This window comes from Deltaproteobacteria bacterium GWC2_55_46, assembly GCA_001595385.3.
In the GTDB taxonomy this organism is placed as follows: Bacteria; Desulfobacterota; GWC2-55-46; order GWC2-55-46; family GWC2-55-46; genus UBA5799.
In genome coordinates this window covers 369,409-394,850 of record LVEI03000001.1, presented here as the reverse complement: position 1 = coordinate 394,850, position 25,442 = coordinate 369,409, and the positions used below count along the sequence as shown (strand labels likewise).

At 56.0% G+C, this 25,442-nt stretch carries 23 protein-coding genes; 18 read left to right on the top strand and 5 right to left on the bottom strand.

The window, feature by feature from the left end; translation table 11 throughout:
* From A2V21_301860 to A2V21_301785, 16 genes are all read left to right on the top strand, one after another.
* Entirely contained in the window at positions 1-1,161 is a 1,161-nt protein-coding gene (locus tag A2V21_301860) for a 1-deoxy-D-xylulose-5-phosphate reductoisomerase (protein ID OIJ75005.1), read from the top strand.
* 14 nt (positions 1,162-1,175) lie between these two features.
* A complete protein-coding gene (locus A2V21_301855) occupies positions 1,176-2,477 on the top strand; it encodes an RIP metalloprotease RseP (protein ID OIJ73116.1) in 1,302 nt (433 codons plus the stop codon).
* 3 nt (positions 2,478-2,480) lie between these two features.
* Positions 2,481-3,170 carry a tRNA (adenosine(37)-N6)-threonylcarbamoyltransferase complex dimerization subunit type 1 TsaB gene (locus A2V21_301850; GenBank protein OIJ73115.1) on the top strand — a complete coding sequence of 230 codons (690 nt, stop codon included), beginning with the start codon at positions 2,481-2,483 and terminating at the stop codon, positions 3,168-3,170.
* Positions 3,171-3,426: 256 nt separating this feature from the next.
* On the top strand, positions 3,427-3,648 hold the full coding sequence (locus tag A2V21_301845; GenBank protein ID OIJ73114.1) for a hypothetical protein: 222 nt from the start codon (positions 3,427-3,429) through the stop codon (positions 3,646-3,648).
* A gap of 23 nt (positions 3,649-3,671) precedes the next feature.
* Positions 3,672-5,333, top strand: a complete 1,662-nt coding sequence (locus A2V21_301840; protein ID OIJ73113.1) for a dihydroxy-acid dehydratase — start codon at positions 3,672-3,674, stop codon at positions 5,331-5,333.
* Between the two features lie 25 nt (positions 5,334-5,358).
* Positions 5,359-7,056, top strand: a complete 1,698-nt coding sequence (locus tag A2V21_301835; GenBank protein ID OIJ73112.1) for an acetolactate synthase, large subunit, biosynthetic type — start codon at positions 5,359-5,361, stop codon at positions 7,054-7,056.
* Positions 7,057-7,082: 26 nt separating this feature from the next.
* Positions 7,083-7,568: an acetolactate synthase small subunit gene (locus A2V21_301830; GenBank protein ID OIJ73111.1), complete on the top strand. Its 486-nt coding sequence runs from the start codon at positions 7,083-7,085 to the stop codon at positions 7,566-7,568.
* A 37-nt stretch (positions 7,569-7,605) separates the two neighbouring features.
* A complete protein-coding gene (locus tag A2V21_301825; GenBank protein ID OIJ73110.1) occupies positions 7,606-8,622 on the top strand; it encodes a ketol-acid reductoisomerase in 1,017 nt (338 codons plus the stop codon).
* An 87-nt stretch (positions 8,623-8,709) separates the two neighbouring features.
* Positions 8,710-9,351, top strand: a complete 642-nt coding sequence (locus tag A2V21_301820) for a phosphatidylserine decarboxylase (GenBank protein OIJ73109.1) — start codon at positions 8,710-8,712, stop codon at positions 9,349-9,351.
* On the top strand, positions 9,344-10,150 hold the full coding sequence (locus tag A2V21_301815) for a CDP-diacylglycerol--serine O-phosphatidyltransferase (GenBank protein ID OIJ73108.1): 807 nt from the start codon (positions 9,344-9,346) through the stop codon (positions 10,148-10,150). The genes A2V21_301820 and A2V21_301815 overlap by 8 nt, the downstream gene beginning before the upstream one ends.
* A gap of 4 nt (positions 10,151-10,154) precedes the next feature.
* The gene (locus tag A2V21_301810) at positions 10,155-11,699 is read left to right on the top strand and encodes a 2-isopropylmalate synthase (protein OIJ73107.1); all 1,545 of its coding nucleotides are present in this window, start codon (positions 10,155-10,157) and stop codon (positions 11,697-11,699) included.
* A gap of 92 nt (positions 11,700-11,791) precedes the next feature.
* A complete protein-coding gene (locus A2V21_301805) occupies positions 11,792-13,051 on the top strand; it encodes a 3-isopropylmalate dehydratase large subunit (GenBank protein OIJ75004.1) in 1,260 nt (419 codons plus the stop codon).
* 35 nt (positions 13,052-13,086) lie between these two features.
* Positions 13,087-13,734, top strand: coding sequence for a hypothetical protein (locus A2V21_301800; protein ID OIJ73106.1), 648 nt, complete (start codon positions 13,087-13,089; stop codon positions 13,732-13,734).
* Between the two features lie 23 nt (positions 13,735-13,757).
* Positions 13,758-14,252 carry a 3-isopropylmalate dehydratase small subunit gene (leuD, locus tag A2V21_301795; GenBank protein ID OIJ73105.1) on the top strand — a complete coding sequence of 165 codons (495 nt, stop codon included), beginning with the start codon at positions 13,758-13,760 and terminating at the stop codon, positions 14,250-14,252.
* Positions 14,249-14,464: a hypothetical protein gene (locus A2V21_301790; GenBank protein OIJ73104.1), complete on the top strand. Its 216-nt coding sequence runs from the start codon at positions 14,249-14,251 to the stop codon at positions 14,462-14,464. The genes leuD and A2V21_301790 overlap by 4 nt, the downstream gene beginning before the upstream one ends.
* A gap of 140 nt (positions 14,465-14,604) precedes the next feature.
* Positions 14,605-15,630, top strand: coding sequence for a 3-isopropylmalate dehydrogenase (locus A2V21_301785; GenBank protein OIJ75003.1), 1,026 nt, complete (start codon positions 14,605-14,607; stop codon positions 15,628-15,630).
* Positions 15,631-15,686: 56 nt separating this feature from the next.
* Here A2V21_301785 and A2V21_301780 read toward each other — a convergent pair whose 3' ends face one another.
* The 3 genes from A2V21_301780 to A2V21_301770 are packed head-to-tail and all read right to left on the bottom strand — an operon-like array spanning position 15,687 to position 20,384.
* Complete coding sequence (locus A2V21_301780; GenBank protein OIJ73103.1) at positions 15,687-17,975, bottom strand: hypothetical protein; 2,289 nt, start codon at positions 17,973-17,975, stop codon at positions 15,687-15,689.
* Positions 17,976-18,026: 51 nt separating this feature from the next.
* Positions 18,027-19,496 carry a hypothetical protein gene (locus A2V21_301775; protein OIJ73102.1) on the bottom strand — a complete coding sequence of 490 codons (1,470 nt, stop codon included), beginning with the start codon at positions 19,494-19,496 and terminating at the stop codon, positions 18,027-18,029.
* 3 nt (positions 19,497-19,499) lie between these two features.
* Positions 19,500-20,384, bottom strand: a complete 885-nt coding sequence (locus A2V21_301770) for a hypothetical protein (GenBank protein ID OIJ73101.1) — start codon at positions 20,382-20,384, stop codon at positions 19,500-19,502.
* 157 nt (positions 20,385-20,541) lie between these two features.
* Between A2V21_301770 and A2V21_301765 the strand changes: the two genes are divergently transcribed.
* Together A2V21_301765 and A2V21_301760 are read left to right on the top strand one after the other, a co-directional pair.
* Entirely contained in the window at positions 20,542-20,850 is a 309-nt protein-coding gene (locus A2V21_301765; GenBank protein OIJ73100.1) for a hypothetical protein, read from the top strand.
* 22 nt (positions 20,851-20,872) lie between these two features.
* Positions 20,873-21,610: a hypothetical protein gene (locus tag A2V21_301760; GenBank protein ID OIJ73099.1), complete on the top strand. Its 738-nt coding sequence runs from the start codon at positions 20,873-20,875 to the stop codon at positions 21,608-21,610.
* 339 nt (positions 21,611-21,949) lie between these two features.
* Here the strand turns inward: A2V21_301760 and A2V21_301755 are convergent, their stop codons facing one another.
* Entirely contained in the window at positions 21,950-22,951 is a 1,002-nt protein-coding gene (locus A2V21_301755; GenBank protein OIJ73098.1) for a cyclic pyranopterin phosphate synthase MoaA, read from the bottom strand.
* Positions 22,952-25,330, bottom strand: coding sequence for a hypothetical protein (locus A2V21_301750; GenBank protein OIJ75002.1), 2,379 nt, complete (start codon positions 25,328-25,330; stop codon positions 22,952-22,954).
* Positions 25,331-25,442: the final 112 nt, after the last annotated feature.

Sequence of the window (25,442 nt, the reverse complement as noted above, 5' to 3'; positions counted from 1 at the left end):
ATAAAAGGATTGGCCATACTCGGCTCGACCGGGTCCATAGGAAGGAATACCCTTCAGGTCGTGCGCATGCACCCGGAGAGGTTCAAGGTCGTGACCCTTGCCGCCGGGAATAACGTGGCCCTTGTAAAAGAGCAGGCAGAGGAGTTCAGGCCAGCCTTCATATCTGTAGCAAGCGAAGAGGCTTCCGAAGCCTTGAAAAGGTCGCTCTCCTTTCAAGTCGAGACAGGCTACGGGGTCGAAGGCGCCATGAAGGCCGCCTCTTTTGACGGGGTTGTGATGGCGGTATCCGCAATATCCGGGGCTGCTGGACTCTTGCCGACGATGGCCGCCATAAGGGCAGGGGTAGACCTGGCCCTTGCCAACAAGGAGGCCCTTGTCCTTGCCGGAAGCCTCGTCATTGACGAGGCCGCCAGGCGCGGCGTAAAGATAATCCCGATAGACAGCGAACATTCGGCTGTTTTTCAGTCCCTCCTTGGCCACAGGAAGGAGGATGTCAAAAGGATAATACTTACTGCCTCAGGCGGGCCGTTCCTCACAAGGCCAGTCGATACCCTTGAAAGGGCGACCCCGGAAGAGGCATTGAACCACCCCAGGTGGAAGATGGGCAGGAAGATAAGCATAGATTCAGCCACGCTTTTCAACAAGGGGCTCGAAGTCATAGAGGCGAGGTGGCTTTTCGCGCTCCCTCCCGAGAAGATATCGGTTGTAATACACCCCCAGTCGATAGTACACTCAATGGTTGAATATATAGATGGCTCCATAATGGCGCAGATGAGCAACCCCGACATGCGCGGGGCCATCGCCTATGCCCTTTCGTACCCGGAAAGGGTCCCGTCCGGTACCGAACACCTGGGATTTAGATCTCTTTCCCTTGAGTTCAGCGACCCTGACCCCGAAAGGTTCCCATGCCTTGGGCTCGCTTACGAGGCCTTGAGGCTTGGCGGAGGGGCCCCGGCGGCCCTTAATGCCGCTGACGAGGTGGCGGTGGCGCTATTCCTTGAAGGCAGGATCCCATTTACCGGCATCTACAGGGTTATGTCTCAAGTGCTTGGCAGGCATAAGCCCATGAAAATACAGACAATAGAGGATGTAATAGAGGCCGACAGAACGGCCAGGGAGGCGGCCCAGGAGGCTGCCTCCTCCATATCAGACAGGACATAGTATATAATAGAAAAATGACAACTTTTATCTCTTTTCTAATCGTTCTTGGGATCCTGATATTCATCCACGAGCTGGGCCATTTCGCGGTCGCCAAGGCTTGCGGAGTCGGCGTTGAGAAGTTCTCTTTGGGCTTTGGTCCAAAATTGATCGGCGTAAGAAGGGGTGAGACCGAGTACAGGATATCGGCGCTTCCTCTTGGCGGCTACGTCAAGATGGTCGGCGAGGCGCCCGGTGAGGAGATAACAGAGGAGTTAAGGGCAAAATCCTTTACGCATAAGCCTGTGTGGAAGAAGGCGGCTATAGTTGCCGCAGGGCCGGTCATGAACCTGGTGCTCGCGATAGCCCTCCTTCCGGTCATCTTCATGATAGGCATACAGGTGCCCCTGTACCTTGAAAAGCCTGCCCAAGCCGGCTATGTTGTCCCGGGAGACGCCGCTTCAAAGGCTGGCATCAGGAACGGCGACATCATAAACACGGTAAACGGCAAGGCGATAAAGACCTGGGAGGAGCTCCTTGGAGCCCTTACGATGAGCCCTGGCAAAACACTTGAGGTAGGGTTCTTGAGGGACGGGCAGAGGCTCAATGCCTCGCTTGTCCCTGAGACCTCAGAGAAGACCGGGGCCGGCTACGGTGGCCTGTACCCGCCGATGGAGCCTGTGATCGGCGATATATCCCCCGGGTTTCCCGCGAAAGAGGCGGGGCTTAAGCCCGGCGATAGGATAATATCCGTCAATGGCACCCCGATTGTCCACTGGGCAGAGCTCGAAGTGGCTATACACAAAAGCGGCGATAAAAAGACATTTGTGATAAGGAGGGGGGCCGAGGAGCTGAGCCTTGTGATAACGCCCAGGTACAGCGAAGAGGCGAAGGCCTACCTCGTCGGCATATCCAGGCAGGAAGATCAGGTCCTTAGGCGCTACGGCCTGATCGAGTCCATTGATAAGGGGGTCTCATCCGGCATAGATATGACCTCCAAGCTTTTTGTGGTAATAAAGGGCCTTGTCCTGGGCGAGTATTCCCTTAAGACGCTTGGCGGCCCGATCATGATAGCCCAGGTCGCGGGCAAGGCCGCGGAGAGCGGCCTTGTGGATATCCTTTCTCTCGTGGCCTTCCTGAGCCTCCAGCTCGGCATAATAAACCTTTTCCCGATACCGGTGCTGGACGGCGGCCATATCGTCTTTTTCAGCATCGAGGCCGTAAAGGGCAGCCCCTTGAGCGAGAAGTTCATGACGGTTGCTCAGCAGGTAGGCATCGCGCTCCTTGTCGCGCTCATGGTCCTTGTCACCTACAACGACCTTTTCAGGATTTTCGGATAGCTATTGAAGGTCCTATCGATCGACACCTCTTCCTCGTCGGGCTCCATAGCCCTTATCGAGGACAGAAGGCTCATTTCAGAATGGACTGTCGGGGACGCCGGGACGCACTCGAACTGGCTCCTTGGTTCAATAAAGTCCCATCTGGAAAGCGCCCGATGTCCTGTGGCCGCTATCGACATCTTCGCGGCTGATATCGGCCCAGGCTCGTTCACCGGCTTGAGGATCGGGATATCCACTCTAAAAGGCCTTGCCTGGTCCACTGGAAGGAAGGTGGCCGGTGTCTCGACCCTTGCCTCCCTCGCCATGAATATCCCTTATTCCAGAAAGATGGTATGCCCGGTGCTTGACGCTCGAAAGGGCGAGGTATATGCCGCCCTTTACGATACCGTCTCGGGCCTTCCAAGGGCCGTGCTGCCCGATTCGGTCATGAGCCCTGACGACCTGGTGAAGACCGTCTCGGAGATGAACCTCGGAGATGATATAATCTTTCTTGGGAGCGGCCTTACCGCCTACCTCGATATCTTTAGCGACGCCCTGGGCGGCGCTAAAGTCGCCAGTCAGCCGCTCTGGCAGATAAAGGCAGCGAACGTCGGCCTCCTGGCGTTTGACCGTTTGGATGAGGCGGTAGAGCCTGCGGCGCTTTCCCCGATATATCTTAGGAAATCCGAGGCGGAGCTTAAAAGGCCGTCATGATTGTTTGTATGGACTTAGTGACAATAACGGTATAAAAAATCATTTTTACTATTGTTTTTGGCAAAATATCTGTTTAGTATCAAATTGACAAAGCATTCCCGGTTAGGTTATTATAAAATATCTGCATTTGCCCTTAAAAATTAAGGGCTTTAAAGGCTCTTTTGTGAAGGAAGGCGCAATTATAAGTATTTAAATCAAAGTGGGCGCGGTTAAGATAACCCATCCAAAACCTTCAGGTGGAAAAAAGGTGGCTTTTATGGAAAAACGCGACGAGATCGTCAAAAAGCTTCTTGATGAGGACGAGGGGTTCAGAAAGACCTTTAAGACCCACCAGGATTACGAGAACAAGATAGCCAAGATGGAGAAGAAGCCGACCCTGAGCCCTAATGAGAAGATGGAGAAGAACAGGCTCAAGAAGCTCAAGCTCGCATTGAAAGACGAGATGGAAAAGAGGCTCTCCGATTACAGAAGGCATTGAGAAAGGGGCAACACGCACTCGAGATGGCAAATCGCAGCGACAGGATAAAAAAAGGGCTTGAAAGGGTCCCGCACAGGGCCCTGCTCTACGCCACAGGCGTTCCCACAGGGGAGATGAAAAAGCCCTTCATAGGGATAGCCTCAAGCTTTACAGACCTCATACCAGGCCACGTCGGGATGAGGGACCTTGAAAGGTTCATAGAAAAAGGCGTCCACACCGGCGGCGGATACCCCATGCTCTTCGGCCTGCCAGGGATATGCGACGGGATAGCCATGGGGCACAGGGGCATGCACTATTCGCTTCCCTCAAGGGAGCTTATCGCCGACATGGTCGAGACAGTCGCGGAGGCGCACGCCTTTGACGGCCTCGTGCTCCTCACGAACTGCGATAAGATCACGCCCGGCATGCTGATGGCCGCGGCGCGCCTCAATATCCCGTCCATCGTGGTCACGGCCGGTCCAATGCTCACTGGCAGGTACAGGGGCAGGAGGACGTCGTTTATCCGCGACACCTTCGAGGCCATGGGCCGTTTCAGGAAGGGCGAGATAACGAAAGAAGAGCTCAACTCTTGCGAGACAGGGGCCTGCCCAGGCGCCGGCAGCTGCCAGGGGCTCTATACGGCGAATACCATGAGCTGCCTTACTGAGGTTATGGGCATGTCGCTTCCGTTTTGCGGCACTGCGCTTGCCAACTCAGCCGATAAAAGAAGGATAGCCTTTGACAGCGGCGTGCGCATAGTAGAGCTTGTGAAAAAGAACATAACGCCGAGGAAGATACTGACGAAGGCGGCCTTCGAGAACGCCATAAGGGCGGACCTCGCCCTCGGCGGGTCGTCAAATACGGTCCTTCATCTCCTTGCGATAGCGAATGAGGCGGGGGTGAAGCTTCCGCTTGAGGCATTTGATACCTTAAGCCGCACGACCCCTCATATCACGTCCCTTGAGCCGGTCGGCGAATATTACATGGAAGACCTCCACTGGGCTGGCGGTATGGGGGCGCTCCTTTACAGGCTCCGCGGCCTCGTGAAGGACAACCCGACGGTCTCCGGCAAGAAGATAAAGGCGCTTATAGAGAGCGTCGATTTCATCGATGAGAAGGTCATAAAGCCGCTTGGTGAAGCCTACCACAAGGAAGGCGGCATTGCGGTACTGAAAGGCAACATCGCCCCTCTCGGAGCTGTCGTCAAGCAATCCGGCGTAAGCGAGAAGATGATGCGGTTTACAGGCAAGGCCAGGGTCTTTGATTCAGAAGAGGCCGCCATGAAGGCCATACTCGGTCGCCGGATAAAAGCCGGAGAGGTGCTGGTCATAAGGTATGAAGGGCCCAAGGGCGGCCCTGGCATGAGGGAGATGCTCGCTCCGACGGCCACGTTGATGGGCATGGGCCTTGGAGAAAGCGTTGCGCTTATAACAGACGGCAGGTTCTCAGGCGGCACAAGGGGGCCCTGCATAGGGCACATCTCGCCGGAGGCCATGGAGGGCGGCCCCATAGCCCTCGTTAAAGACGGTGATGTGATAGAGCTTGATATCCCGGCGAGGAAGATAGAGCTTAAGGTAAGCGAGAAGGAGCTTGCCGAGAGAAGGAAGGCGTGGAAGATGCCTTCCCCCAAGATAAAGGGCGGTTGGCTCGCCAGGTACGCAAAGGTGGTAACGTCAGCGAATACCGGCGCGGTTGTAAAGGGCTGAGCGGAAAAACGGGACGGATAATGAAATGAACAAGAGAAGCGGCGCTGAGATTTTGATCGAATGTCTCATCAAGGAAGGCGTTGACACCGTATTCGGCTTCCCGGGCGGGGCGGTGCTCCCCATATATGACGCGCTCTATGACGCCTCGTTAAGGCACATACTCGTAAGGCACGAGCAGGGGGCGGTACACATGGCGGACGGCTACGCGAGGGCGAACGGCAAGCCCGGCGTCGTCATCGTAACCTCAGGCCCCGGAGCCACCAATACCGTTACAGGCATCGCCACGGCCTACATGGACTCTATCCCGATTGTGGTATTCACCGGGCAGGTGCCAACGGCCCTCATAGGGAACGACGCCTTCCAGGAGGCCGATATCGTCGGCATCACCAGGCCGTGCACAAAGCACAACTACCTGATCAAGGACGTGAGGGACCTGCCGAGGATAGTGAAGGAGGCCTTCTACATCGCTACTACCGGAAGGCCGGGGCCCGTGCTCGTCGATATCCCGAAAGACGTTCTTAACGACAGGCTGCAGGAATATAAATACCCTGAAAAGGTCACTATCGACAGCTATCAGCCCAATTACAAGGGGCATCCTGGCCAGATAAAGAGGGCGATCGACCTGATACTTTCCGCCAAGAGGCCGGTAGTGTACGCTGGAGGCGGGGTGATCCTGTCGGATGCGTCGGAAGAGCTTTTGTCCTTTTCTGAGAAGCTCGGCATCCCGACCACATTGACCCTCATGGGCCTCGGCGCCTTCCCGGGCACCCATCCTCTTTTCATGGGTATGCTCGGCATGCACGGCACCTATTGCGCCAACATGGCTGTCACAAACACCGACTGCCTCATAGCCGTCGGCGCGAGGTTCGACGACAGGGTGACGGGCAAGATAGACGAGTTCGCTCCGTACGCCAGCATAGTGCACATAGACATAGACCCGACCTCCATCAGCAAGAACGTCAAGGTTGATATCCCGATAGTCGGGGATGTAAAGACGGTCTTGAAGGAGATCATCAAGGCCCTCCCCAAGTCGCTCAAGGAGCAGAGGAAGGGCATCGAGGGCTGGCGTAACGAGGTAGCCGGGTGGGACGCCAACCACAGGCTGTCTTATAAGCAGGAGCCAAAGGGCAAGATAAAGCCTCAGTTCGTCATCGACAAGCTCTACGACCTGACCGGCGGGGACGCCATAATCACGACCGAGGTCGGGCAGAACCAGATGTGGGCCGCCCAGTTCTTTAAATATGACAAGGCGCGCACCTTCCTTACGTCAGGCGGCCTTGGCACCATGGGCTTTGGCTTCCCCGCGGCCATAGGAGCGCAGATAGCCTTCCCAGGGAAGACCGTCGTGGACATAGCGGGTGACGGGTCTTTGCAGATGAACATACAGGAGCTCGCCACAGCCGTGCAGTACAAGCTTCCGGTCAAGGTGGTGATACTCAACAACATGGTCCTCGGGATGGTCAGGCAATGGCAGGAGCTCTTCTATCAGAAGAGGTACTCCCATACCTGCATCTCGGTTGCCCCGGACTTCGTAAAACTCGCCGAGGCCTATGGGGCGGCGGGCTTGAGGGCCACGAAGCCTGAAGAGGTAGAGAAGGTGCTGCGGCAGGGGCTGGCGATAAAGGGCAAGCCCGTGCTCATGGACTTCAGGGTCGACCAGTTCGAGGGGGTCTACCCGATGGTCCCTGCCGGCCAGCCCATCAACAAGATGCTGCTCGTTTAAGTTTGAGTTTTTCCGGAGGTTTTTTTGTGCGCCATACGATATCAGTGCTTGTCACGAACGAATTCGGTGTCCTCTCAAGGATATCGGGGCTCTTCTCCGGTAGGGGCTTTAACATTGAGAGCCTCTCCGTAGCGGAAACCCTCGACCCCCAGATATCCCGGATGACCATAGTCACGAGCGGGGACGACAAGGTCTTAGAGCAGATAAACAAGCAGCTCAACAAGCTCGTAAACGTCATCAAGGTCTATGATTTCACGAGCGAAGAGCATATCGAAAGGGAGCTTGCCCTCATAAAGGTGAACCTCACGGCGGAGACCAGGGCAGAGATAATATCTATCGTTGACATATTCAGGGCCAAGGTCGTCGACGTGAGCCCGCGCACCTACACGGTAGAGATAACAGGGGATGAGGAGAAGATAAGGGCCATGACAGAGCTTCTTCGCCCCTTCGGGATAAAGGAAATAGTCAGGACCGGCAGGGTGGCGATGGCCAGAAGCCCGAAGCAGAAGTGATACTTACTACGAAAAATCCTTAGGAGGACGCTGATTAATGAAGGTCTATTATGACAAGGACGCCAATCTGGAGAAGATAAAGTCCAAGAAGGTCGCTGTCATCGGTTTCGGGAGCCAGGGGCACGCTCACTCTCAGAACCTGAATGATAGCGGCGTTGACGTGGTCGTCGGCTTGAGGAAGGACGGCGGGTCGTGGAAGAAGGCCGAGGCCGCCGGGCTTAAGGTCATGAACGTGGCGGATGCGGTAAAAGGGGCTGACGTGGTCATGGTCCTCGTGCCGGACGAGCTGCAGGGCGACCTCTACAAGACCGAGATAGGCCCGAACCTCAGGAAGGGCGCTTACCTTGCCTTCGCGCACGGCTTCAGCATCCATTTCTCGCAGATAACGCCCGATAAGTCCAGTAACATCTTCATGGCGGCGCCCAAGGGGCCGGGACACCTTGTGAGGCACGAGTACACCAGGGGCGCCGGAGTACCGACACTTGTGGCCGTCCACCAGGACGCCTCCGGTGATACTTTAGAGATCGCTCTCGCTTACGCGAGCGCCATCGGCGGGGGCAGGGCTGGCATAATAGAGACCAACTTCAAGGACGAGACCGAGACCGACCTTTTCGGAGAGCAGGCGGTACTGTGCGGCGGCGTGAGCGCCCTCATACAGGCCGGCTTTGAAACGCTCACCGAGGCGGGCTACCCGCCGGAGATGGCCTACTTCGAGTGCCTGCATGAGATGAAGCTCATCGTCGACCTCATCTACGAAGGCGGCATATCGAACATGAGGTACTCGATAAGCAATACCGCCCAGTATGGCGACCTCACCAGAGGGCCGCGCATAATCACGGATGAGACCAAGAAAGAGATGAAGAAGATCCTCCGCGAGATACAGTCCGGCGAGTTCGCGAGGGACTGGATATTGGAGAACAGGGCGAATAAGCCCCTCTTTACCGCCCTCACGAGGATGGGACAGGAGCACAAGATAGAGGAAGTAGGCTCAAGGCTTCGCGACATGATGCCCTGGCTCAAGAAGGGGAAGATAGTAGACAAGGCAAGGAACTGACAAGCCGCTACGAGGGTTGTTCATAGATACCCTCCCCGTCAGGGGAGGGTATCTATTTAATAGAAGGCAGTTTACGGAGGTTTTTAGTTGGCAAGGATCCCGGTTGCCAGGGAAGGTTATCCCTTTATACTGGCGGCGTTATTTTGTATAATTGTTATATGGATTGCGGGCTTGGTATGGTTGGAGCTGTTTTTCGCGCCTTTGGGCGTTTTCGTTCTGGCTTTTTTCAGGGACCCGGAAAGGGTTGTTCCGGCAGACGCGAACGCGATAATAAGCCCCGCCGATGGCAAGGTGATAAAGGTGGAGCGGGTAAGGGATGAAAAGTTCCTTAAAGCCGAGGTGCTGCGTATCTGTATATTCATGAACGTCTTCAACGTCCATGTGAACAGGGTCCCTGCCTCAGGCAGGGTCGTTGACGTCATATACAACCCTGGAAAGTTCTTCAACGCCTCGCTCGACAAGGCCTCGCTTCACAACGAGCAGAACGCCGTCATAATGGAGGCTGAAAACGGCAGGAGGTTCGCCTTCAACCAGATAGCCGGCCTCATAGCCAGAAGGATAGTCTGCTACGCGAAGGCCGGGATGAGCTTCGAGAAGGGGCAGAGGTTCGGGCTTATAAGGTTCGGTTCGAGGGTAGACGTATATCTGCCAGCCGGCTGCACCCCGACGGTAAAGGTCGGGGAGAAGGTCAGGGCTGGCTCTTCAATACTGGGGTGCTGGGATGCTTGATAACGAGATAAATATCGAGAACAGCCAGAAGAAAAAGATCAAGAAGGGGGTCTATCTCCTTCCGAACCTGATTACCTCGGCGAGCCTTTTCGGCGGCTTTTACGCCATCATCGCCTCGCTCGACGGCAACTTCGAGTACGCCGCGATAGCCATCATAATATCCGGCATACTCGACGGCCTGGACGGCAGGATAGCAAGGCTCACCGGGTCGAGCAGCAAGTTCGGGGTCGAGTATGATTCTCTGGCCGACCTCATAGCCTTCGGGCTCGCCCCTGGAGTGCTCGTCTTCACATGGGCATTGAGGCCTTTCGGAAGGTACGGATGGCTCGCCGCGTTCCTGTACGTCGTATGCGGGGCTTTGAGGCTGGCGCGGTTCAACGTCCAGATAACCACCGTAGAGAGCAAGCGCTTCAACGGCCTTCCGATCCCTGCCGCGGCCGCTCTCGTCTGCACGACCGTCCTCATGTTCTTCTATATCGGCAGGGGCGAGGAGATGGTCAAGCACGTGACCGTGCTCGTGATCGTCTACGCGCTGGCCTTCCTCATGATAAGCAACGTGCACTATTACAGCTTCAAGGAGTTTAGCCTCTCACAGAGGATGCCTTTCAGGTTTCTTGTCGGGCTTATCTTCCTATTGATAGTCGTGGCCGCGAACCCGCAGCTGATGCTATTCCTTCTTACCTTCGGGTACGTGGCCTCCGGGCCGATAACGACCTTGATAGACAGGAGAAGGAAGATAAACTTAAAAGCGCCCGCCAAGGACAGGCGAGAGCCTAAAGAGGCCGGGGCCAACAGGTAGGAAGATGACGGAGAACAGGGTAAGGATATTCGATACCACTTTAAGGGACGGTGAGCAGTCCCCCGGCGCCTCTATGAACGCCGAGGAGAAGATAACCGTCGCCAAGCAGCTCGCCAAGCTCGGCGTAGACGTAATAGAGGCGGGTTTCGCCTATAGCTCTCCGGGGGACTTCGACAGCGTAAGGAGGATAGCGCACGAGGTCGAGGGGCCTGTCATCTGCAGCCTGGCGAGGTGCAAGCCGGAGGACATAGACGCCGCCGCCGCCGCTCTCAAGGGCGCTCCAAAAACAAGGATACACACCTTTATCTCGACCTCTGAAATACATCTCAAGCACCAGTTCAGGCTGACTCAGAAGCAGGCGCTTGAACGGGCCATAGAGATGGTCAAGATGGCGCGGGGGCACATGGAGGACGTGGAGTTCTCGGCCATGGACGCCTCCCGCACAGAGCCAGCCTTCCTCTATGAGATGATAGAGGCTGTAATAGAGGCCGGGGCGTGTACGGTCAACATACCGGATACCGTCGGCTACGCCCTCCCTGAGCAGTTCGGCGCGCTCATAAGGGGCATAAGGGAGAACGTAAGGAACATCGACAGGGCCGTGATATCGGTACACTGCCATAATGACCTGGGGCTTTCGGTAGCTAATTCGCTCGCGGCCGTGGTGAACGGCGCCAGACAGATCGAGTGCACTATAAACGGCATCGGCGAGAGGGCGGGTAACGCCTCTCTCGAAGAGATAGTCATGATACTCAAGACCAGAAAGGACATCCTCGGCCTTGACACAGGCATCGTGACGGAGCAGATATACCCGACGAGCAGGCTCGTAAGCGGCATAACGGGCATCATGGTGCAGCCCAACAAGGCCATCGTCGGCGACAACGCTTTTGCGCACGAGTCCGGCATACACCAGGACGGCCTCTTGAAGGATAAGTCGACCTACGAGATAATGGTGCCCGAGTCGGTCGGCATCTCCCGCTCCACGCTCGTCATGGGAAAGCACTCCGGGCGGCACGCCTTCAAGACAAGGCTCGCCGAGCTCGGCTACGAGCTTTCCACAGAGGGGCTCGACAAGGCATTCGAGAGGTTCAAGAAGCTCGCTGACCAGAAAAAAGAGGTCTTTGACGAGGACATCGAGGCCATAGTCCAGGACGAGGTCCTTCGTATAGAAATGCCCGACAGGTACAGGCTCGTAAAGCTCAATGTGAAGAGCGGCACCGACACCACCCCTTCCGCCGAGGTCGAGATGGAGGTCGGGGGCGCGACCGTAAAGGAGTCCGGATCCGGCGACGGGCCGGTTGACGCGGCCTATAACGTCATCGCGAAGATAACCGGCACGAAGAGTACGCTCCTCAAGTACTCCGTAAACGCCATCACAGGCGGCACTGACGCGCAGGGAGAGGTCACGGTGAGGCTCAGGGAGGGCGAGCAGATCGTCCTCGGCCAGGGCTCGCATACCGATATAATAGTGGCGAGCGCGAAGGCATATATAAACGCGCTCAACAGGCTCGAGTACAGGAAGAAGGACAGGCGCGAAAGCCTGGTGTTGTAAACTATCGCGGACATGTTCGTCTTTTTAAAGGCGGTCAGTGTCTATTTAATCCCTTGAGAAAGTGAGAGGTTGCTGAAGACTTTATGAGGCAGATGACGATTACAGAGAAGATCCTCGCCAGGCACGCCGGTTTGAAAGAGGTAGCTCCAGGACAGCTCATCAACGCGAAGGTCGATATCGCCCTTGGCAACGACATAACGGCTCCGATAGCCATCCATGAGTTCAAACGGATCGGCGCGAAGAAGGTATTCAACAGAAATAAGGTCGTGCTTGTACCCGACCACTTCACCCCTAATAAGGACATAAAGAGCGCAACACAGGTGAAGATACTGCGCGACTTCGCTAAAGAGCAGAAGCTTACCCATTACTTCGAGGGCGGGGACGTGGGTGTCGAGCACGCGCTCCTTCCCGAGAAGGGCATAGTGCTCCCCGGCGACGTGGTCATAGGGGCGGACTCACACACCTGCACATACGGGGCGCTCGGCGCCTTCTCAACCGGTGTAGGCTCTACCGACCTGGCCGCGGTCATGGTCACAGGACAGATATGGTTCAAGGTGCCGGAGTCGATGAGGTTCGTCTTCAGAGGAAAGCTCAATAAATGGGTGGGCGGCAAGGACCTGATACTCAGGGTCATCGGCGACATAGGCGTCGACGGCGCGCTCTACAAGGCGATGGAATTATGCGGCCCGGTGATAGAGAAGCTCTCGATGGAATCCAGGATGACCATGTGTAACATGGCGATAGAAGCTGGGGCGAAAAGCGGCATAATAGCCCCTGACGCCGCCACAAAGGCTTACGTCGAGAAGAGGGCCGAAAGGCCATACAAGTTTTACGAGAGCGACCCAGACGCGCAGTATTGCAAGACCATCGAGTACGACTGCTCGAAGATAGAGCCGACGGTTGCGTGCCCGCACCTTCCTGAGAACACGAAGAACGTCTCGGAGCTTAAGAACATCACCATAGACCAGGTCATCATAGGCTCGTGCACCAACGGCAGGCTTGAGGACTTGAAGGTAGCGGCGAAGATATTAAAGGGCAAGAAGGCCGCCAAGTACGTAAGGCTCATCGTAATACCGGCGACCCCGCTCATCTACAGCGAGGCGATGAAGCTCGGTTACTTTGACATATTCCTCAAGGCAGGCGCGGTCATAAGCCCGCCCACCTGCGGCCCGTGCCTCGGCGGCCACATGGGCATACTCGCCGCCGGAGAGAGGGCTGTTGCCACCACGAACAGGAACTTCGTCGGAAGGATGGGCGACCCCAAAAGCGAGGTCTACCTCGCCAGCCCGGCTATCGCCGCGGCATCAGCCGTAATGGGCAGGATAGCTCACCCTGACGAGGTATCAAAGTAAGGATGTCTTGAGGGCCGGGCTTTGAAAGCCATACCATGAGAAGATCCCGTCCCTCGCATTACTTCCTTTATGACTTGCTTGCACCGCTCTATGACCTGGGCGTAAGGCTTGCCGCGCTCCCATTTGGCGGTGAGGAGGCCTTGAGGAGAAGGCTCCTTGATGAGGCAGGCATAAAAGAGGGGCAGCGGGTCCTGGAGATATTTTCAGGTACTGCCACGCTCTCCGTAATGGCCGCGAGGATGGGCGCGAGCGTTACAGCCCTTGACGTAACCCATGGCATGCTCAAGGCCGCGGGAGTTAAGGCAAAGGGCGCCGGGGTACGGATGGGCCTTGTTAGGGGTGAAGCTCAAGCCCTGCCTTTTACAGACGCCTCTTTTGACAGGGTCATCGCCTCAATGGGGCTTCACGAGGCAGCGCCTTCCGCCGCGATGGTGGCGCTTGGTGAGGCAAAAAGGGTCATTAAAGACGGCGGCACGCTCGCCATACTCGATTTTCACAGGGCGGAAGGGGCCGCAACAAGGGCGGCACAATCGCTCTTGTTCACGTTCTTCGAGGGAGATTGCGCGAAGGAATGGGTGAGGGGAGACCTGCAGTCGCTCCTTACAGGCCTCGGTTTCAGAGACTTCAGGCGTTCATTTTTCCTGAACAGGTTTTTGCAGCTCGTAACGGTAAAGAAAACATAAAAGAATTTTTTTGAGGTGAGCAGATGAACTTCAAGGGCAAGGTCTGGAAATTCGGAGCCGACATCGATACCGACAAGATAATCCCGGCAAGGTATCTCAATACGTCCGACCCGAAGGAGCTGGCAAACCACTGCATGGAGGACGAAGACCCGTCGTTCGCTTCAAAGGTAGAGCCTGGGGACATAATACTGGCAGACAAGAACTTCGGCTGCGGCTCGTCGAGGGAGCACGCGCCCATAGCTATTAAGGCCGCCGGGGTCGCCTGCGTCATAGCCAAGAGCTTCGCGAGGATATTCTACAGGAACTCTTTCAACATGGGGCTTTCCATACTCGAATCCGAAGAGGTTTTCGCCTCAACGGACCAGGGAGACATACTCGAGGTTGATATCGCTAGCGGCAAGATAGTAAACCTCACCAAAGGCAGGAGCTTTATGGCCCGGCCTGTGCCGCCTTTCATGCAGGAGCTTATAAAGGCAGGCGGGCTCATGGAGTCGATAAGGAAGAGGGGGAATATATGAAGAGAGAAGGGGCTAAAAGCCAGGTCCTCTCCACCGAGAAGCTCCACATAGAGAACAAGACGATATTTGTGGACCTTAAGGAAAACGAGGGTGGAAAGTTCCTGCAGATAGCCGAGCTCTCGAACGACAGGCGCTCAACGGTCGTCATACCCTTGAGCGGCCTTGCAGCTTTCATGGAAGTCCTGCAGAAGATAGCTGGCGGCACGTTTTAAGCGTAGCGTACCGCCAGCCATACTTGTATAAAGGACCTTGTCCCTGTTTTCGCGCGCATCTATAATTCTTCCAAGGAGCAACTGAAGTGAAAAGGTTCAATGTCGCGGTATTGCCCGGAGACGGGATAGGCCCTGAGATAATGGGCGAGGCCATAAAGGTCCTCAAGGCCGTCGGGAAAAAATTCAACGTCGAGTTCGTTCTTGCCGAGGCACTTGTCGGAGGCGCTTCGATAGACGCCTACGGAAATCCCCTTACAGATGACGTATTGAAGCTCGCCCTCGGGAGCGACGCGGTCATGCTCGGGGCCGTGGGCGGCACCAAGTGGGAAGCACTTGATTATTCGATCAGGCCGGAGAGGGCTCTTCTGGCATTGAGGAAAGAGCTGGGACTCTTTGCGAATCTGAGGCCCGCGAAGATATACAACGAGCTGATAGAAGCCTCTACGCTGAAGGCGGAGGTCATTGAAGGAGTTGACCTGCTTGTCGTGAGGGAGCTTACGGGCGGGCTCTATTTCGGCACACCAAAGGGGATCGAGAAGCTACCTGACGGCACCGAACGCGGGGTCAACACTATGGTCTACACCACCCCGGAGATAGAGCGCATCGCCAAGGTAGGCTTTGAAGTCGCCAGGAAACGCGGGAAGAAGCTCTGCAGCGTGGACAAGGCAAACGTGCTTGAGACGACCGAGCTCTGGAGGAAGGTCGTCGTCAGGATGAGCAGGGAGTACCCCGATATCGAGCTAAGCCACATGTACGTCGACAACTGCGCCATGCAGCTCATAAGGAACCCGAAGCAGTTCGACGTCATAGTGACCGAGAACACCTTCGGCGATATATTGTCTGACGAGGCCTCGATGTTGACGGGCTCTATAGGCATGCTCCCGTCGGCGAGCCTTGGGGCCGAGAAGAACAGGGCCATGTACGAGCCCATACACGGCAGCGCCCCTGACATAGCTGGCAAGGGGATAGCGAACCCCATCGCGACCATCCTTTCGGCTGCGATGATGCTCAAGTACTCGTTTGACATGAACGAGGCTTCTGACATCATAGAGAGCGCCGTAGAGAAGGTGCTCGCCAAGGGCTACAGGACCGCCGATATCATGCAGCCAGGAAAGAAAAGGGTCAGCTGTGTTGAGATGGGTGAGGCGGTGTTGAACGAGCTGTAAGATTAAATGTCGTTATAACCGCCCCGCCTTTCGGCGGGGCTTTTTTTTTGCCCTGGTTATTTACCGAGCCAGTCCCTTAATATCATGATAGCCCCGCGTTTATCGAGCGGTTCGTTGTTGTTGCCGCACTTTGGGTCCTGCGTGCAAGAGGGGCAGGCTACTTCGCATGAGCACTCCTCCATGAGGGCCGCGGTAGACGAGAACCAGTCCCGTACACACTCGAAGCCCCTTCTGGTGAGGCCTACCCCGCCCTCGTGGCCGTCATATATGAATATGGCCGCGCTGCCAAGGTCGGTGTTCATGGGGTAGCTTACGCCGCCAAGGTCCATCCTGTCGCAGAGCGCAAAGAGAGGCAGGGCCGCTATCGCCGCGTGCTCTGCCGCGTGGAGCGCGCCGCCGGTGCTGAAGCCTTTTCTTTTTATCCCGTCAAGGATGTCCTCGCCCACCTTCATCCATATGCCGGTCGTGGTAAATACCGATGGCGGGAGTTCAAGCGGAAATTCTCCCAGCCCCTGCTCTGTGTAGATCTGCTTTTTCCTGTAGCCGAGGATACGCTCGGTTATCCTGAGCCTGCCGAATTTGACGATAGTATTCCTGAGTTCAATTGAATCGTCCTCTGAAAGTATCTCCGATTCTTCGTTGGTTATGGCACGCGTGTAATACATGACGTCATTGGCCGGCCTGCAGAGGACCACTCTGTCGCGCATGTCCAATTTATGTACTCTGTACTGCATGCCCTTGTGTAGATAGATGGCGCCGGGGTGGAGGTCGTAGAGGACCCGTGACGAGCTTGACTCGCCAAGGAGCGTCCCGTCCTCTTTTATGATCGAGTAGGCCTCGCCGGCCTCCCTTATCGATACCTCCATCTGAGGGTATTTCCTGCGGGAGAACCAGACGTCGAGCTTGCCGCGCCTTATCTTGCCTTCCGCCTCAAGCTCTGCAATGAGCGGGGCTAACCTAGGCACATTATAAAACCGGTCGTCCGCCTTCAAGTACCGCTCTGTAGCCGCGCATAGCAGATGAGATTTCGTTATGGGCCTGTTCTCAGGGTCGAGCACCGCCGCCTCGGACCTGCGCCTGAAAAAGTCGGCGGGGTTTCTCATGAAGTACTGGTCGAGGGCGTCGGCAAGGCCGACCATGACAATCAGGGAATCCCGGCCGCTCCTTCCCACGCGCCCGCTCCTCTGCCAGGTCGAGCTTACGGTGCCTGGGTAGCCGACCAGTATGCAGACGTCAAGGCCGCCTATGTCCACTCCCAGCTCAAGCGCGCTCGTTGAGATAACGCCCGAGAGCTCGCCGTTAAAGAGGCGCCTTTCTATCTCGCGCCTTTCTTCAGGCAGGAACCCAGCGCGGTATGAGCTTATCGATTCCCTTATGTCGCGGTAGCCGTCGTTTATCCAGGAGTGCATAAGCTCGGTTATCTTTCTCGCCTTTGTGAAGGCGATGGTCTTGAAGCCAGAGCGCACCGATGACGCGAAAAGGCGGGTCGCAACCGTATAAGGGCTTACGCCGAACGAAGGATTAAGGAAGACGAAATGTCGGGTGCCCTGCGGCGCGCCGCTTTTACTTATCGTCTCGAATTCCAGCCCGGTGAGCATGTGGGCAAGCTCACCGGGGTTTGCTATGGTAGCGGAGCAGGCGATAAAGACCGGGTCGCTCCCGTAGAGCCTCGCGACCCTCCGGAGCCTCCGGAGGACGTTTGCCACATGAGAGCCGAATACCCCCCTGTAGGTGTGTACCTCGTCCACTATCACGTACTTGAGGTTTTTAAGGAACCGTTCCCATTTCTGGTGGAACGGGTTTATGGCGAGGTGGATCATGTCCGGGTTTGTGAGGACTACCGCCGGCGGAGATTCGCGTATCTTTTTCCTCCTGTACGCGCTTGTGTCCCCGTCGTATATCTCTGATATGCCCGGGGTATAAGCCTTTCTCCTGCCTTTTCCCGCGCTCTCATGCTGAGGGAGCGGCAGCCTGGAGGCAAGCTCGCGAAAGGCCCCGAGCTGGTCCTGCTCAAGGCCCTTAAGTGGAAAGATATACATGGCCCTTGCCTCAGGGTCTTTGAGTATCGCCTCGGCAACCGGGATATTATAGATAAGGCTCTTGCCGCTCGCGGTCGGGGTCATGACGACCACGTTCCTGCCCTGCCTTACGAGGTCGATGCCCTCTGCCTGATGGCTGAAGAGGCCATCGATACCGAGTGAGGTGAGGGCCGCTTTTACCTCCTGGCTCAACGGCTCCGATGTCTCGGCAAGGAGAGGCTCGCGTGATGGCAACACCTCGTGATGGACCACTTCCTTAAGGTCTGCCCTGCCCGTTATCTCGTCTATGAACGCTTTGATATCCACTCTAAAATATTATCATCTCGCGCCTTGCTTTGCCATGTTTGAGGGGAGTAATCAGGGTTGAGAGGGCAGGGCTACCGGCTTAAGGTCATTTGCGGCAAGTTCACGCTCGATCTTCGCCATGACGGTCTCAGGTGAGGAGACTATCCCCTTCGTGGATAGATGCAGGTTTACGCAGACGATAGAATCCGAGTCGTCCACCCTGTAGGCCAGGAGATAGTAAGGGCCGTAGAACCGGAGAGAGATTGCGATCAGCACGATGATGCCGCCTATCCAGAGGAGCGGTACGCCGGGGTCGTACCTGTAACTCAATAGAGCAGATTCGGTGTAGTCCGCAAGGCTTATGACCGTCCCGTCAACGATTACGGAATCCCCAAGCCTTAATCTGGCGGCATCATCGCTATCCTCATATTTTACCGTTACATACGGGGTGAGCTCCTCGACAGTGCCGTCAAGCCTCGTTACATTGCCGTAACGAAGCCTGCCAAGTAAAAGTGTAGACGTGCTCCCCGGTATCAGGACCGTGTTATCCGCCTTCGCTTCGAGGAGTATAGGGCTGCCGTTTATGCTGAGCTTCAATGCCTGCTCAAAGCCGAGTATATAAAAGGCGTAACCGCCGTACTTAAGCGGCTTGTTTGTCTCGATATCTTCTTCGGCGAGTGTGGAGCTGCTGCGCAATACCTTGACGCGCGCCTTCCGGACTGTCGGGAAGAGCTGGTCGTCTTCGATCCTGTACTGGGGGGCTCGCCAGCCGAGCCCGATGGCGAGCCTCGATTTTCTGTCACCGGGGTAATCGAGCACCGGCGTTTCGACATACTCGGTTGAAAGGCCATCAAGAAGGAGATGAAAGTCGCTTTGAGCGCTCTTCTCCTGCCAGATGGACTGAGCGTTGCCTGTTGTAGAAGGCATGACAGTTTGAGGCGAGCCCGCCTTAAGGGCCATCGTATCATCATAGGCGAAGAGGAATGTAAAGACGAGCCCTGCCATGCAGACTACGAAGCCTGCGTGGTAGCCCCACGTCAACCAGCGGTAAGGAAGGCCTTTTTCCATCACAGTCCAGAGGCCATCCTTATCGACGAGCCTGAAACCGAGGAGCTCTTTTACAACCCGTCTAACCTCTTCGTGCGCGCGATTAGCGTCCTGCGTTACGAGGAAGCTTTTATCCGGCTCGAAGGGGCCGGGGAAGGTCCTTTGGGCGAAAAGGGATTTGTACCTTCCAAAGGTGCAGATGACGAGGTTGAGAATAAATAAAGCGGCGAGGAAGAGGAAGATTGGCGATGAAAAGAGGTCGAGCAGGCCTAACGCCTCTACTGGAAAGACGAAGCTGCCGCCATCATTAATGTAATCGTCCATATCAGCGCCCTGCGGGAATATGCTTCCAGCCATGAAGGAGAGGGCGAGGAGGCCGAGGATAATAATCGAGGTCTCGACAGATGAGAGCTTTTTATACGACAAGGCAAGAACGCCTCTCAGCCGCCTCACGATGACATCTCGCCGTACGATCTTGACCATCTCCTTTAGCATAGGCTACACCGCATAGACGTGCAGGCCCGGTATGCCAAGGAGGCTGGCGAGCCAGTTGGCACCAGGGAAGGTCATGAGCATGCAAGCGAAGCCCAGGAGGTTGAAAAATGAGGCTGGAAGGCCCTTGAGCGTCGGGACCGCCTTTGCATGCAGATAGATGGCGAAGACAAACCATGTTACAAGCGACCATGCCTCAAACGGATCCCATATCCAATACTTGCCCCACGCCGCGTTTGCCCATGCCGCGCCAGATAACAGGCCGAAGGTAAGAAGCGGAAAGCCGAAGAGGACGAGCTTCATGGAAGCGTCATGAAAACCATCCATCATCCCTGCTGTAAGTCCGTACCCGGCAGCCCTGCCATAGAGGACAGACCGCTTAATGGCAAGCCAGCTTATCTCTATGGCCGCGCTTACGGCAAAGAAGGCGTATGAGAAGAGGGTCAGCATGAGATGCCATTCGAACCACCAGCTCCTGAATTGTGGAGGAAGCGGGCCGATAGCCGGAGAGCGCTCAAGCAACGCGTAAAGCGAAGCGCTCATGGCGAGCGCGGCTACGATGGCGCCGGGCAGGTATACCCCCTTCCACTTGCGTGAGACGAAAAGCCATGTAAGGACGGCGGAGCAGGCGAACCATGAAAGGCTCTCATACAGGGTCTGGATCGGGACCCTTCCGGCTTCAAAGGCGCGAAACGTTATCAGGGCAGCGTGAGAGACGCCGGCTGCCCAAAGGACCGTGTACGCGGCCTTGCCAGAGAAAGCCCCTCTGGTGAGGACGTGAAATATATGAAGGATGAGAGAGATGCCGTAGGCAAACGCTATAGCCCAGAAAAAACGGAGCTCTACCGAGAGCAGGAAGGAGTCCCTCGAAAGGATAGAGTCGTAGGACATCACGAAAATCTAACACGTCCCATTTGGTTTGACAAGCGGCATCTTTAGGGTTAAGATTTACAAAATGTAAGAGCTGCCATGACCGAAAACCTGCCGGGCAGAGTGGTGTTTTGCTATTAAAAATCAGGCAGTTAGCGTCAGAAAGGGATTTTATATAATGCAGAAACTCAGGTGCCATTGCTGCGGCAGGGAGCTTCCCAAGGGCAATCTGAAATATATCGTAGAAATACGCAGTTTCGCCGATTTTGACGGCTACCTGGAGGACTTTGAGGGGGATGTGGAGGAGGGGATAAACGACCTGCTCGACGCGATGGAGAACATGGACCCCAAGGCCCTTGAGGAGGACGTTTCAAGAGAGCTTATCTATATACTTTGCAAGACCTGCCGTGACAGGTTCACCAGCGATCCGTTCCAGACAGGCAAAGCCGTATTCGAGGGAGAGGACTTAAAGGGCACTATCCACTGAGCCCAAGTCTGCCCCGACGCTGATGCGCTACGCTGTCATCTCAGACATCCACTCAAATATCGAGGCGCTCTCCGCTTTCCTGAAGGCCGCGGAAGGCCTCCGCGTCGACAAGATAATCTGCCTTGGCGACATCGTCGGCTATAACGCGAACCCTAATGAATGCATAAAGCTCCTGAAGGATAACGGGGCTTTGTGCGTCATCGGCAACCATGATTCGAGGGTTGCGGGCTTCGAGGAGCCGACAGATTTCAACTACCATGCCGCGGCCGCTGTCTACTGGACAAGGGACGCCGTCAATGAAGAGAGCATGGAGTTCCTGAGGGGCCTCCCGAGGGATATCCTCGTCAACAGGAAGTTCATGGCCGTCCACGGCTGGATAAATAATACTGACAGGTACATACTCGGGCCGAGGGACGCCGAGAGGAACTTCGACCTTATGAAAGAGGCGCGGAGCACCTTAAGCCTTTGCTTTTTCGGCCACACGCACGTCCCGGCGGCCTATAGCCATGAGGACGGGGAAGTAGTCTTCAACCAGGAGAACCCCCTTAAGCTCAAGAAGGGTGTAAGGTACCTCGTCAACCCGGGGAGCATTGGACAACCGCGCGACCGTGACCCCAGGGCCGCCTTCCTCATCTACGACAGCAGGAAAAACCAGATAAACTTCTACAGGTTCGAGTACGACATACACTCGACGGCGGAAAAGATACTTGCGGCAGGCCTTCCGGAGAGGCTTGCGGAAAGATTGAAGCTGGGGTGGTGAAAGGTGAGAAGTAACTTTTGTTTTATTGACCGAAATCCCCAGCGATTGTAGCTTTGATTTAGAAAGGAGAGGTCTTTTAGACCTCTCCTTTTTTATGTCCTGTACTTAATAAAACACCGCGGGCATAAGGCGTAGCGAGCCTAAGGTTGGGGGAAGGGCGAGCGAGCCGAGGAAGAAGGAGCGAGGCATTTTGCGAGCGACATAAGGGGCGAGCGAAGAGGAAGGGGGTGGAAAGCGAGCCGAGCCTTATGCCCAAAAAAAGCGCGGCAGCGCGCAAAAGGTCTTTTGAAGGATTATGAAGATGGAATTGTATATCTTAGAAAACAGGGGAGCCGTCTTCTACCCGCCTATCAGGCTCATCGTCCTGCTGCACTTCTTGAATATGTTCTCGTTTATCGTATGCCCCTTGGGTTTTTCGCGCACGGCCTCCTGAAGTATCCTGACTATCTCTTCATCGCTTGAGCCATCCCGGAGCGGCGTCCTTAAGTCTACTTCGTTGTCAGAAAAGAGGCAGGTCCTCAACTTGCCGTCGGAGGTGAGGCGGAGCCTGTTGCAGGAGCCGCAGAAGTGCTCAGATACCGGGCTTATGAGGCCTACCTCGCCTGGGGCCCCCTTGAACCTGAAGCGCCTTGCCGGGCCTCCCGCGCCCGTCTGGTCGGAGACAGGCTCAAGCGGGCCTGCCGCCGCTTCGATGATCTCTTTTATCTCCCTTGCGGTCAAGCACTTGTCCCTCTGCCAGCCCTCCTGGGTGTTGAAGGGCATATACTCGATATAGCGCACATGGAATGGCCTTGTCCTGGAGAGCAGCGCAAAGTCGACTATCTCGTCGTCGTTAAAGCCCTTTATGACGACCATGTTTATCTTTACAGGTGTCAGACCGACTTTTAACGCCTCGTCAAGGCCGTCGAGCACCTGCTGGAGATTGTCCCCGCGGGTCATCTTGATGAACCTGTCCCTTTTCAATGAATCGAGGCTTACGTTGACCCTGTTGAGCCCGGCCTCCTTCAAGCTCCGCGCGTACTCCTTAAGGAGCACTCCGTTAGTGGTAAGGCTCAAGTCCTCTATGCCGGGGATATCGGCTATCTCGTGAAGGAATTCGACTATCCCTTTCCTTACAAGCGGCTCTCCGCCTGTGACCCTTATCTTTTTTACCCCGTTGGCAGCGGCGATCCTGGCGAGACGGAGCATCTCTTCGTACCGGAGGATGTTCTTCGGCTCGGCAAGCTCTATGCCCTCCGGCGGCATACAATAAACGCAGCGCAGGTTGCACCTGTCTGTAACAGAAAGGCGCAGGTACTCTATCTTGCGTTCGTATGCGTCTACAAGGGGCTTCATAATCATTCAGTCGATGAACTCAGAGTTGTCGGGCCTTTTGCGCGTTACCGGGGCAGGTTCTGTGTCGATCATGAAGAAATCCGACGGCTGAGTCCTGCTCCTGGCGGTTGATACCTGCGTTGGCGCGGTCCCTGCCTTGAATACCTCGAATACCGCTTCCTGCGTTGACGGCCCGGCGAGAAGGCCCGTATACGGGTCGACCCTTGCGAACTCAAGACCGTCAGGTATGGGGAAGCTCCTTGCCGGGAGCTTTTGTGCCGCGCCCTGCATGAACTTGAGCCATATCGGAAGGGCCGCCTTTCCGCCTGTCTCGCGGTGTCCAAGCGGCTTTTCATCATCATAACCCATCCAGGCCCCAGCGGCAAGACCGGGTGTATACCCCACGAACCATGCGTCGTTAAGGTTGTTGGTGGTGCCCGTTTTACCGGCTGCAGGCCTGCCGAGGGCCCTTGCCCTCATGCCGGTGCCTGATTCGACGACGCTTTGAAGGAGGCTTGTCATCAGGTAAGCGGTCTGGGGGCTTATTACCGGGGTCGTGTACGGAGAGTTCTCTTCGAGTACGCGACCGGCCCTGTCGGTGACCCTTGTAACGAGGAGCGGCTCCGGCTTAACACCCAGGTTGGCGAGCGTGGAGAAGGCTACAGTCATCTCCTGGAGAGTTACGGCCGATGAGCCGAGGGCAAGGGAAAGGTCTCTTGAAAGAGGCGAGTTTATCCCCAGAAGCTTCGCGTACTCAAGAGCCTGGTTTATGCCTATCTCCTTTAATACCTTTATCGTGATTATGTTCCTCGACCTCGTTATGGCCTCCCTGACGGTCGTTGGACCGTAGAACTGCTCGTCATAGTTCCTCGGCCTCCAGGAGGTCTCCTTTTCAGCGTCTTCGAAGACTATGGGCGAGTCCATGACGATAGTGGCCGGGGTAAAGCCGCTGTCCATCGCCGCCGTATATATAACGGGCTTGAAGGAGGAGCCGGGCTGCCTCCGGGCCTGTGTTGCCCTGTTGAACTGGCTCTTTGAGAAGTCGAAGCCGCCGACCATCGCCAGCACGGCGCCGGTCTCCGGCTCTATCGCCATAAGCGCGGCCTGGGCAAGGGGTTCCTGCTCAAGCTTGAGGGGTATTACCGCCCCGGGGCTATCTGGAGGGCTCTTGACCATTACCTGCACCACGTCGCCGGGCTTGAAGAGCCTCTTGAGCTCCTCCTGCTTGCCGTTGTCAGCCTGGCTTGTGGGGTTGTAGAGCCTGGCCCATTCCATGTCCCTGGCTGAGATGACACCGCTTCTGCCGCCTATCTCGACGCTTAAGGAAGAGTCCTTTGCGTTGAAGGCCGTAACGGCGGCAAGGTAATACTTGCCGGGCTGAGGCGGGTCAAAAAGGAGTTTTTTGTCCATTTCTTTCTTGAACGACGCGGCTTCTTCGTCGCTCTTGAGCACCTTGACAGGCCCCCTGAACCCGCGCCTTTTGTCATGCTCGCGAAGCCCTTCGTCGACGCCCCTGTTAGCGGCCTTCTGCATGTCGACGTCGAGGGTCGTATATACATCGAGCCCGCCTTTGTACAGTAGCTCCGTGCCGTATTTTTCCTCGAGGTACTTTCTTACCTCTTCCGTGAAGTAGGGGCCGGCCCAGAGGCTATCTGAACGCCGCGGCATGAGCCTTATCTTTTCTTGCGCCGCGATCTCGGCCTCTCTGGCTGTTATGTGCTTTTCCTCGGACATCCTGCCGAGTACGTACTCCTGCCTCTTTTTGGAGAGGTCGAGGTTCTCGTACGGGGAGTACTTGCTCGGGGCCTTGGGAAGCCCTGCGAGCAGGGCCGACTCCGCCAGGGTAAGCTCGCTTACGTCCTTTCCGAAGTAGGTCTCCGCGGCGGTCTGGATGCCGTAGGCGCCGTTGCCGAAGTATATCTGGTTGAGGTAGAGGTGGAGTATCTCGTCTTTATTGAGGTTCTTCTCTATCCGGAAGGCCATTATGGCCTCGCGTATCTTTCTCGCGATGGTCCGTTCGGAAGAGAGGAAAAAGCTCTTTGCCACCTGCTGGGTAATCGTTGAGCCGCCCTGGACCACACGGCCTGCCCTGAGGTTTTTGAGGAAAGCCCTGAAAATGCTCGTATAGCTTATGCCCTCATGCTCGTAGAAGCCGGAGTCCTCGGCTGAAAGAAAGGCGTTTATGAGATGTTTCGGGACCCTGTCCAGGGTCACTATGACCCTGCGCTCGATATAGAACTCCCCGATAAGACGGTTGTCCTGGGACCATACCTTCGTGACCAGGTTCGGGTTATAGTCCTGGAGGCTGTCGAGCGGAGGGAGGTCGCGCGTGAAGTAAAGGTATGTGCCTAAGCCTGCCGCGGTGAAGGCCAGAGCCAGGATAAGCAGTATCTTGAGAAGACGCATGACAGAAATGATAACAGAAAACACTCAGGTAAAGCAATCGCAATCCCCGCCTTTAAACCGGGGCTGAACTCGGATCCCGCCTGTTTCAGCTCCCCTTGTCTATTGAAAAACA

Coding starts and splice junctions, on each gene's coding strand:
- A2V21_301835 (OIJ73112.1), top strand. CDS start 5,359: ATGAACAAGAGAAGCGGCGCTGAGATTTTGATCGAATGTCTCATCAAG.
- A2V21_301770 (OIJ73101.1), bottom strand. CDS start 20,384: ATGTCCTACGACTCTATCCTTTCGAGGGACTCCTTCCTGCTCTCGGTA.
- A2V21_301785 (OIJ75003.1), top strand. CDS start 14,605: ATGGGCGAGGCCATAAAGGTCCTCAAGGCCGTCGGGAAAAAATTCAAC.
- A2V21_301760 (OIJ73099.1), top strand. CDS start 20,873: ATGCGCTACGCTGTCATCTCAGACATCCACTCAAATATCGAGGCGCTC.
- A2V21_301810 (OIJ73107.1), top strand. CDS start 10,155: ATGACGGAGAACAGGGTAAGGATATTCGATACCACTTTAAGGGACGGT.
- A2V21_301790 (OIJ73104.1), top strand. CDS start 14,249: ATGAAGAGAGAAGGGGCTAAAAGCCAGGTCCTCTCCACCGAGAAGCTC.
- A2V21_301840 (OIJ73113.1), top strand. CDS start 3,672: ATGGCAAATCGCAGCGACAGGATAAAAAAAGGGCTTGAAAGGGTCCCG.
- leuD (OIJ73105.1), top strand. CDS start 13,758: ATGAACTTCAAGGGCAAGGTCTGGAAATTCGGAGCCGACATCGATACC.
- A2V21_301805 (OIJ75004.1), top strand. CDS start 11,792: ATGACGATTACAGAGAAGATCCTCGCCAGGCACGCCGGTTTGAAAGAG.
- A2V21_301815 (OIJ73108.1), top strand. CDS start 9,344: ATGCTTGATAACGAGATAAATATCGAGAACAGCCAGAAGAAAAAGATC.
- A2V21_301825 (OIJ73110.1), top strand. CDS start 7,606: ATGAAGGTCTATTATGACAAGGACGCCAATCTGGAGAAGATAAAGTCC.
- A2V21_301750 (OIJ75002.1), bottom strand. CDS start 25,330: ATGCGTCTTCTCAAGATACTGCTTATCCTGGCTCTGGCCTTCACCGCG.
- A2V21_301765 (OIJ73100.1), top strand. CDS start 20,542: ATGCAGAAACTCAGGTGCCATTGCTGCGGCAGGGAGCTTCCCAAGGGC.
- A2V21_301800 (OIJ73106.1), top strand. CDS start 13,087: ATGAGAAGATCCCGTCCCTCGCATTACTTCCTTTATGACTTGCTTGCA.
- A2V21_301855 (OIJ73116.1), top strand. CDS start 1,176: ATGACAACTTTTATCTCTTTTCTAATCGTTCTTGGGATCCTGATATTC.
- A2V21_301845 (OIJ73114.1), top strand. CDS start 3,427: ATGGAAAAACGCGACGAGATCGTCAAAAAGCTTCTTGATGAGGACGAG.
- A2V21_301755 (OIJ73098.1), bottom strand. CDS start 22,951: ATGATTATGAAGCCCCTTGTAGACGCATACGAACGCAAGATAGAGTAC.
- A2V21_301775 (OIJ73102.1), bottom strand. CDS start 19,496: ATGCTAAAGGAGATGGTCAAGATCGTACGGCGAGATGTCATCGTGAGG.